The sequence below is a fragment of the Nonomuraea sp. NPDC050540 genome, assembly GCF_044457485.1.
Classification (GTDB): Bacteria; Actinomycetota; Actinomycetes; order Streptosporangiales; family Streptosporangiaceae; genus Nonomuraea.
Genome location: NZ_JBITHA010000022.1, coordinates 34986 through 43020, shown reverse-complemented (window position 1 = coordinate 43020; position 8035 = coordinate 34986). Strand labels below are relative to the sequence as shown.

At 71.7% G+C, this 8035-nt stretch carries 7 protein-coding genes; 1 reads left to right on the top strand and 6 read right to left on the bottom strand.

Annotated elements, in window-relative coordinates; genetic code table 11:
- Positions 1–44: 44 nt before the first annotated feature.
- The 4 genes from ACIBI5_RS46745 to ACIBI5_RS46730 all read right to left on the bottom strand — a co-directional run bounded on the left by ACIBI5_RS46745 (position 45) and on the right by ACIBI5_RS46730 (position 5586).
- On the bottom strand, positions 45–1022 hold the full coding sequence (locus ACIBI5_RS46745) for an LLM class flavin-dependent oxidoreductase (RefSeq protein WP_397257135.1): 978 nt from the start codon (positions 1020–1022) through the stop codon (positions 45–47).
- A 288-nt stretch (positions 1023–1310) separates the two neighbouring features.
- On the bottom strand, positions 1311–2696 hold the full coding sequence (locus tag ACIBI5_RS46740; RefSeq protein ID WP_397257134.1) for a hypothetical protein: 1386 nt from the start codon (positions 2694–2696) through the stop codon (positions 1311–1313).
- 83 nt (positions 2697–2779) lie between these two features.
- Complete coding sequence (locus ACIBI5_RS46735) at positions 2780–4285, bottom strand: hypothetical protein (RefSeq protein WP_397257132.1); 1506 nt, start codon at positions 4283–4285, stop codon at positions 2780–2782.
- An 83-nt stretch (positions 4286–4368) separates the two neighbouring features.
- Positions 4369–5586 carry an MFS transporter gene (locus ACIBI5_RS46730; RefSeq protein ID WP_397257131.1) on the bottom strand — a complete coding sequence of 406 codons (1218 nt, stop codon included), beginning with the start codon at positions 5584–5586 and terminating at the stop codon, positions 4369–4371.
- A 72-nt stretch (positions 5587–5658) separates the two neighbouring features.
- Between ACIBI5_RS46730 and ACIBI5_RS46725 the strand changes: the two genes are divergently transcribed.
- Positions 5659–6501, top strand: coding sequence for a LysR family transcriptional regulator (locus ACIBI5_RS46725; RefSeq protein ID WP_397257129.1), 843 nt, complete (start codon positions 5659–5661; stop codon positions 6499–6501).
- Positions 6502–6580: 79 nt separating this feature from the next.
- Here the strand turns inward: ACIBI5_RS46725 and ACIBI5_RS46720 are convergent, their stop codons facing one another.
- Together ACIBI5_RS46720 and ACIBI5_RS46715 are read right to left on the bottom strand one after the other, a co-directional pair.
- The gene (locus ACIBI5_RS46720; protein WP_397257127.1) at positions 6581–7174 is read right to left on the bottom strand and encodes a 2-phosphosulfolactate phosphatase; all 594 of its coding nucleotides are present in this window, start codon (positions 7172–7174) and stop codon (positions 6581–6583) included.
- 26 nt (positions 7175–7200) lie between these two features.
- Positions 7201–8007, bottom strand: a complete 807-nt coding sequence (locus ACIBI5_RS46715; protein ID WP_397257125.1) for a hypothetical protein — start codon at positions 8005–8007, stop codon at positions 7201–7203.
- Positions 8008–8035 lie beyond the last annotated feature (28 nt).

The window sequence follows — 8035 nt, the reverse complement described above, 5'->3', positions numbered from 1 at the left end:
CCCCGGCCGGGCGCGGGCTCCGTCACGGGCCCGCGCCCGCCCGGTCACGTGTTGAGTTCGGCCAGCCAGCCGAGTTGTTCGGCGCGGTCGTCCACGGTGGGCGCGTTCAGGCCGACGATCAGCCGGGTGGCGCCCGCCTTGCGGTAGGCCGCCAGCCGCTCGCGTACCCGATCGGGCGTGCCGCACAAGGCCAGGGCGTCGACGAGATCGTCGGGGACCTCCTCCATCGCCTCGCCCAGGTCACCGTCGAAGTAGGCGTCCCGCACCCGTCCCGCCGCCGATCCGAACCCGAGCCGATGCGCGAGCCGGTTGTAGAAGTTGACCCCTCGCGTGCCCATCCCGCCCAGGTACAGCGCCAGCATCGGCCGGATCAGGTCACGGGCGTAGTCGGCGTCGTCGTCCACCATGGCCATGACCATCGGCGAGACCTCCACCTCGGCCACGTCCCGTCCGGCGCGGGCCGCCCCGGACCGCAGGTGCGTCATCGTCTCGGCGAGGTGCTCGGGCGGGAAATGGATCGGCAGCCACCCGTCGGCGATCTCCCCGGCCAGTTCCACCGCCTTGGGCCCCATGGCCGCCAGATGGATGGGCAACGGCTGCCGCGTGGGCGAAACGGTCATGCTCAGCGCCTTGCCCCGGCTGTCCGGCAGCGGCAGCACGATCTCCGGCCCCGGGTGCTCGACCGGCCGTCCCTCCAGTGCCTTGCGGACCACGGCCACATAGTCGCGTAAGTGGGCCAGCGGCCGCGCGTACCTCTGCCCGTGCCAGCCCTCGGCCACCTGCGGGCCCGACGCGCCGAGCCCGAGCAGGAACCGCCCGCCCGACACCCGGTCGACCGTGGTCGCCGCCATGGCCGCCGAGATCGCGGTGCGCCCCGTCACCTGGATCACGCCCGTGCCCAGCCCGATCCGCTCGGTACCGGCCGCCAGCCAGGCCAGGGTGGTCGCCGGATCGACCCCGTAGCCCTCCGAGGCCCACGCCGAGTCGTAGCCGAGCCGCTCCGCCTCACGTACCAGAGCCACCTGGGCATCATGACCGGCCGCCACGGGACCGAGAGTGCCGATACTGAATCCGAGCCGCACTGCCCGCCTCCTCGTAGGCCGATTTCGGGCTTACTCTCCCGCAGAAGCCACGCCGAAACCAGAGCCGCCGCCCGATAAGGGCCCACCCGCCAATCACCGAGGGGCGGGTGAGCCCCTTCGACGCCCAGGGCCGTGCGGCCCGGGTCCCTAGCGCGCCTGCGGGCTCAAGCGATTCCCGAGGCGTTCTGTCACCGTACGCTCACGCGACCGGCGCGGACAGGCCCAGAGTCAGCACACGAGGTTGACGCAGGTGAGCGACAACACCTGCCGGTTGCTGCCGTAGGAGCCGGTGGTGTCACCGCGGTACTCGTTGACCAGCCACAGCTCATTGCTGGCCGGCCAGAAGGACAGGTTCTGCGCGTTGCCGGGCGCGGTGGTCAGATAGCTGGTGGTGATCCGCGATCGGTCCGCCGAGATGATCACCTGGTGCAGGCATGATTTGCGGTACTGCGTGCCGCCGGTGCTGACGATCGACTGGGACACCCCACCCACGGTGACGTGCGGCATGTAGGAGACCGCGGGGTAGCCGTTCGGGCACAGACCTTCCATGACGCCCATGTCGTTGTAGAACACCGCGCCCTGCATGTCCCACACCGGGCTGAACCAGGCCTCCCGGGGCCGGACCAGGCCGTCGGCGTCCTCTCCCAGCCGGGCGGTGACGAAGTCGAGCGGCCAGCGGACGACCCGTCCGGAGGCGGCCTGCACGTGCTCCACCGTGATCAGGCTGTCGACGCCCGACCTGTCGAGGGAGACTCCGCTGAAGCAGGGCCGCGGCCCGGTGACACCGGCGCAGCCGCCCGCGTCCCGGAATTGGTAGTAGCCGATCTGCGGCAGCGCGAAGCTCGACCAGGCCGCGGAGCAGACCCCGCCCACGCAGCCGACGTTGCCGGAGGAGGTGGAGTTCATCCGCCAGAACTGGGTGAGGTCGAAGACGCGGATGACCCGCCCGGCCGGGTCGCCTCCGGCGAACAGGAACAGCTTGTTGCCGTACCACGTGAGACCGTCGGCGTGGCTGTTGATCTCACGGAACCCCTCGGCCGAGCCGTCGGGCTCGACGAGCAGGGCGTGGCGGTAGTTCTCCGCCGTCGCGCCGGAGAAGCCGGTGAAGCTCACCCTGGCCAGCTGGTTCGCCTGCCAGCGCGGGACCGCGTTCGCGGGGAAGGTCCCGTTGCGCCAGCTGACCGCGGTGATCTTCCTGCCGGGACAGCCGGGGCACGGCGGGTAGTTCACCGAGCCGTTCATGGCGTCGCCGCTGCCGGTCATGCCCTGGGGGTACCAGTTGGCGGTGGTGGTGTCGGTCGCGTCCCAGCAGTTGCCGGTGTAGGCGATGTTCGCCTGCAGGTTGGTCCCGTTGTTCCAGGCCGCGCCGTGGCAGAGCGGCCTTGCCGCATGACCCCCGGGGGCCAGGAGGTCGTTCAGGGTCGTCTTGACCACGGGGAACCTGGCGGCGACGTCGTCGCGGTCGCCGAGGGTCTCGTGGTAGCGCAGGGGGCTGATCTGGGCGAGTTCGGTGTCGGTGAGCGCCCGTCCGGTGGCCGCGGCCTGGGCGGGAACGGGCAGGCCCAGGAAGCCGGCTAAGAGCAGGACGACGATGACGGCAGAGGTGCGTCTCATGTTCGCGATCTTGCCTGCGGCCGTCCGGGCAGTCATCGCACCGATTCCCGTAGTTCGTCCGAAATCCCCCAGGTGCTCGGGGCCTACCAGGCGATCGCGGTAAGGGGCTCCTCCCCCTGCCAGACCCGCCGGCGAGGGAGAGCCGGGTCGGCCTGCCCGGCCGGCGGGCTCGCCTGGAGGTCGACGCGGTACAGCTCGCCAGGGTGCTCGGCGCACTCGCGCACCGTGCCCTCCATGCCGTGCTGATCGGTGTTCATGACCGAGACCAGCAGGTGGCGGCCCGACGGGTCCGTGCCGTAGCCCATGACGGCCGCGCAGCCCGGACTGAAGGCCACCCGGGCCGTCCGCAGCCGCGGGAGATCCACCACGGTGATCGACTCACCGTAGGAGTCGCCGTCGCTCGTCCACATCGCCACGCGTCCGTCGGGAAGCGTGAGCGCGCTGCCGTCCATCAGCGACCCGAATCTGTGCAGCTTCCTGGCGGCCAGCAGGTCGCCGCCGGGGTGGCCGATGTCCAGCGCGACGATGTGGGGTCCGCCACCGGCCGTGACCGCGCGGAAGGCGAGGGTGCCGGTGTTCCTCCAGTGCAGGGCCAGCCCGCCGGCGCCGTAGGGGCCTTCCTGAGGGGCTCGGGTCAACCATTCGCGCTTCTGGCCGATCAGGCCGACCACGGTCGTGGCGACCTCGCCGCTGTCCTGCGGGTCGGGCAGGAGTCTGGAATAGGCGATCGTGCCCGTCCCGGAGACCGCCAGGTCCATGACCCAACCCTCCAGGTCCCCGCCCACCTGGTCGCCGACGGTCGCGCCGCCGTCACCGTCCATCCGGACACGATGGACGCGGGACGTCCGCTCGCCGAACGCGCCGTCGCCCCGCGTGGTGACCGCGGCCAGGTAGGCGCCCGGGGTCACGTCTCTGGCGACCGCGGTGAACCGGTAGAACGCCGGGTCCGGCGCCTGGACGCGGGTCGTGCCGCCGTCGTCGAGGTCCACGACCGTGAGGGTGGAGCCGGTGATCGCCAGGACGTGCCGGGGCGTCCCGTCGGAGGAACGGCTCGCCACGGGTTCGGCGGGCGGCAGCCGTACGAGGAAGACCGCGAAGGCGGCGGCGGCCGTCACCGCGGCGGCCGCCGCGATCGGGCGCCACGGCAGGCGCGGCAGGTCAAGGGCGGCGCGCGCCCCGAACAGGACCAGCACGGCAGGGGCGAGCGTCCAGGCGAGCTCCGCCCAGGGCGTCGTCTCGAAGGTGGCGGGGTCGATCGAGCAGGCGGCGCCCGCGGGCAGGGAGCTGACCGCGCGGGCGGCCTGCAGCAGGGTGTGGGTGAGCGCGATCAGGACGACGACCGTGGTGGTGGCGAGACGCGGGGCGCCGGAACGCCGGACGCTGACCCAGCCGAGCAGCAGTGCCGTGGCGATGGCGGTGGCGTTCGCGGCGGAGAGCAGGTAACCGGGCAGGACCATTTCCCACGGAGGCCTGGGCTCGAAGCCGGACCACGAGCAGAACACCGTCTGACCGTCATCGGCGGGCAGCCATTGCCTGACCAGGCTCGACACGACCACCAGAAAGGCACCGAACCACCATAAGCGCGACACAGCGTGATCCTTTCGGCATCACACGCTCGCGTCAACGAACCGATCTGATCGACGAGCGCTTCCCCGTCAAGAAGAACCCCGGCTCACTTTGCTGCTCGGCCGGCGTGCGGGACGCGTGGGGAGGTCGCCGTGGCGGGTGAGCGGCGTGAGAGCAGGTATCCCGTCAGCGCGGCGGCCAGGCCGGCCAGGCCCGCGGCCGCGAAGCCGCCCGCGGGCGCCGACGCGTCGATCGCCATCCCCACGACCGGGGCGCCGAGTGCGAAGCCCGCGCTCGCGGCCGAGGCCTGCAGGCCGGTCGCCTCGCCGCGCACGCCGGCCGGCGCCAGCCGGCTCACCGCGTCGGAGACGGTGGAGAGGGCCGGCGCGGTGAGCAGCCCGGCACCGATCATGGCCGCACACAACCACCGCCAATCGTGGGCGAGCCCGGCCGGAATCGTCACCAGCCCGAGCAGGCCGAGCAGCAGCCAGGTGGGCATCGGCCGCGGCAGCGCTCCGTACACGAGACCGCCCACGACGGACGTCACCCCGAACACGGCGACGACCACGGCCGCCCACGAGAGCTGACCGGTTTCTTCGAGCGTGGCGACGATGGCCAGGTCGACGCCGCTGAGCAGCATCGCGAGGCCGAACCCCATCGTCAGGACGGCGAGCATGCGCGCGCCCAGCCACTCCCGGCGCCGGGGCCGTTCCGCCGCCTCGCCCGCCGTCTCCCCCGACGCCTCGTCCGCGGCCCGCAGCGGCGGGTTGAGCAGGGCGATGCCCGCTCCCCCCGCGACGATCACGGCGCCCAGGCCCCACGCCACCACGCCGGGGGACATGCTCGCCGCGCAGACGATCACCACCGCCGGTCCCACCACGTACGACAGCTCGCCCACCACCGACTCCAGCGCGAACGCCGCCTGCCGTTGCCCGGCCGTCGTCATCGCGGCGACCGCCTGCCGGGTGACCGCCTGGATGGGCACCATCAACAGCCCGGCGGCGAAGGAGGCGGCCGGCAGGATCACGTACGGCAGCATCGGCACGGTCAGCCAGAAGACGATCTGCGGCACGATCGTGACCACCAGCACGGTACGCAGGCCCCGCCGGTCGACCATCCGGCCCAGCAGCGGCCCGCCCAGCGCGACACCGGCGGTGAGCGCCGCCACCACGCCTCCCGCGGCCGCGTAGCTCATCTCGAGGGCGAGCACGACGTACATCGTCAGCGCCATCGCGTCGGCCGTGATCGCGGTACGAGCGAGCAGCGAGATGCCCAGCAGCGGCGACATCCCCCGCACCGCGAGCACCTGGCGGAATCTCGTCATTGATCTGACGGTAGGTCGTCCGTGAGGCTATAGGAAGTCGTTAATTCGTTGTGCCAGATATAATGAACGCTTATGGCACGCGATCTCGAGACCGCATTGCTGCGGACGTTCGTCACCGCCGTGCGAGCGGGCAGCATCAGCCGCGCGGCGGCGGCGCTCGGCAACACCCAGCCCGCGCTCAGCCAGCAGTTGCGCAGGCTGGAGAGCGTCGTCGGCCGCCCGCTGCTGCACCGGGCGCCGTCCGGCGTGTGGCCGACCCGGACCGGTGAGGAGCTCCTGCCCTACGCCGAGCGCATTCTCGCGCTGTCGGCACAGGCGCTCGCCGAAACCGGAGGCGCGCTCACCGGGCACTGCGGTGTGGGACTCCTCGAAGACCTCGCCGTCTCCCGCCTTCCGCAGGCGCTCGCCGACCTCGCGCGGCTGCATCCCGAGGCGACGCTGGAGGTCCTTGTTCTTTCCGACGCGGCGATGCGGCAGGCCTACGACACCGGGCGCGTCCAGCTCGTGCTCGACGAGGTGCCGGACCTGCCCTGGCCGCCGCGCTGGACGGTGCGCCTGCCGCTGGTCTGGGCGGTCGGGCCCGGCGTCGCCGTCGACGCCGATCCGCTGCCGGTGGTGCTGTTCTCCAACACCTGCGCCTGGCGTACGGCGGTGCTGGAAGCGATGGAGGGCAGCGGGCGGCGCTGGCGGGTGGCGTTCGAGAGCAACAGCCTGGCCGGAGTTCTCGCCGCGCTGCGTGCCGGGCTCGGGGTCGCGGCGCTCATGCCCGCCAACCTTGAGCCGGCCATGGCCTGTCATGACGCGGCGGCGTTGCCCGCCCTGCCGGACGTCGAACTCGGCCTTGCCCGCCGTCCGGGCACCGAGGGCGACGCTCTCATCGACGCTGTGGAGACCGCTCTGCGCCGGATGATCTGAGCTCGGGCTGCGGCCGCAGGACCATGAGCGAGTCTTCCGGGGTCGCCACCATGGCGAAGGGGAACCGGTCGAGCTCAAGTCAGAGCGCGACGTCATCGGGATGAACTCCCTGACGTACCCCCTGCGCCAGTTCGGCGGCGGCGCGCGAGCCGGCGGCGCGGCGGAGGTACTCGGCGGCGTCCGCCCCGGTCTCGGTGACCCTCCGGGCGATGTACTGAGCGCAGGCCAGATCTTCGTCGGCCCGCCCGTCTTCGCCGGTGACCACGAACGTGACGCCGTCGCTCTCGCGTGTCCGCAGGAGCCGGGCGGTCGCCTCCGCCACCACGAAACCGGCGCACAGCACCAGCGACGCCTCCTTGACCGCGAGCGCGCCGACCGTCCCCGCCGTGGTCTTCTGCACGATGGTCCGTCCGCCGAGGTCGGCGGACCGCAGCAGGCCCGGCGAGTTGACGGCGTCGAACCCGGGCGCGGCCGGGCCGTCCTTAAGCGCCACCCAATCCGGGTGCCGAGCCTTGAGCGCCAGGGCCTCGTCCAGGGACTCGGCGAGAACGATCTTTTCGGCTCCCCGGGCGAAGGCCCAGGCGGCCACGGTGAACGCACGCATGACGTCGACGACGACCGCCACGGACGGCGCTTCGCCCAGATCGGGGATACCAAGGAAACGGGCGTACATTCCGGACATGTTTGCACATGTCCGGCCTAGGAGCGCAGGGCGCCGATCTTCCTGAGCCACTGGTCGCAGTTGGCGCAGGCGGCCCTGGGCTGCCAGCGCTGCGAGGTCACCTTGCCCTCCCAGTTGCCGCCGGGGTGCCACACCAGGGCGTTGAAGACCAGCGTGTTGCGCGGGATCTGGTTGAGCGCGGTGACCGGCATGGGCTGCGCGTGCAGGTACTTCTTCAGCGCGTCCACCTCAGCGCACGACTCCTGCGGCCAGTCCATCGCCTGGTGGGTGCCCTCCAGGAGCCGGGCGATGAGCGGGTGGTCGGGGAAGCCGTGTTTGTCCTTGCCGCTGATGCCGGTGTAGAGCTGCGTGGCGTCGCCGACGACGGCCAGTCCGGCGATGACCCGGCCGTTCTTCTTGTCCAGCGACATCATCCCGGCGGCGTTCTGCCTGCTGAGCGCCAGCGCGCCGCCACTGGCCCGGTTCTTGGCGTCGTTGATCGCGGCCGCGTTCATGGCCTGGGCCTGCCGGTCGCTCTCGATGAGGTCCTTCGCCTGCTGGTCGGCGACGTAGTAGTCCCAGGCCCCGTAGTCGCTGTTGCTCGCGAGCCATTTCCCGAACTCGTCGACGGCGGTCGCCGGTGCGCCCTTGTTGGCGAGGAAGCTCTCCATCGACCTGAGCTTCTTCTCCAGCGCCTCCATCGCGTCCTGGCTGAAGGTCGAGTGCGGCGTGTACGACACGGCCAGCGCCGACACCTGCGTGCGCCTGCGGTAGAACCAGTCCTTGATGGCCTGCGCGGAGGCGGTGGAGGCGGGGATGGGCGCGTAGAACTGGTACGGCTCCATGACCGGGTCCTTCCTCGAAGGAGACGCC

What these genes read in the sequence shown, in the direction of transcription:
- ACIBI5_RS46730 (WP_397257131.1), bottom strand. Translation starts at nt 5,586, where the DNA reads ATGACGAGATTCCGCCAGGTGCTCGCGGTGCGGGGGATGTCGCCGCTG.
- ACIBI5_RS46725 (WP_397257129.1), top strand. Translation starts at nt 5,659, where the DNA reads ATGGCACGCGATCTCGAGACCGCATTGCTGCGGACGTTCGTCACCGCC.
- ACIBI5_RS46715 (WP_397257125.1), bottom strand. Translation starts at nt 8,007, where the DNA reads ATGGAGCCGTACCAGTTCTACGCGCCCATCCCCGCCTCCACCGCCTCC.
- ACIBI5_RS46720 (WP_397257127.1), bottom strand. Translation starts at nt 7,174, where the DNA reads ATGTACGCCCGTTTCCTTGGTATCCCCGATCTGGGCGAAGCGCCGTCC.
- ACIBI5_RS46740 (WP_397257134.1), bottom strand. Translation starts at nt 2,696, where the DNA reads ATGAGACGCACCTCTGCCGTCATCGTCGTCCTGCTCTTAGCCGGCTTC.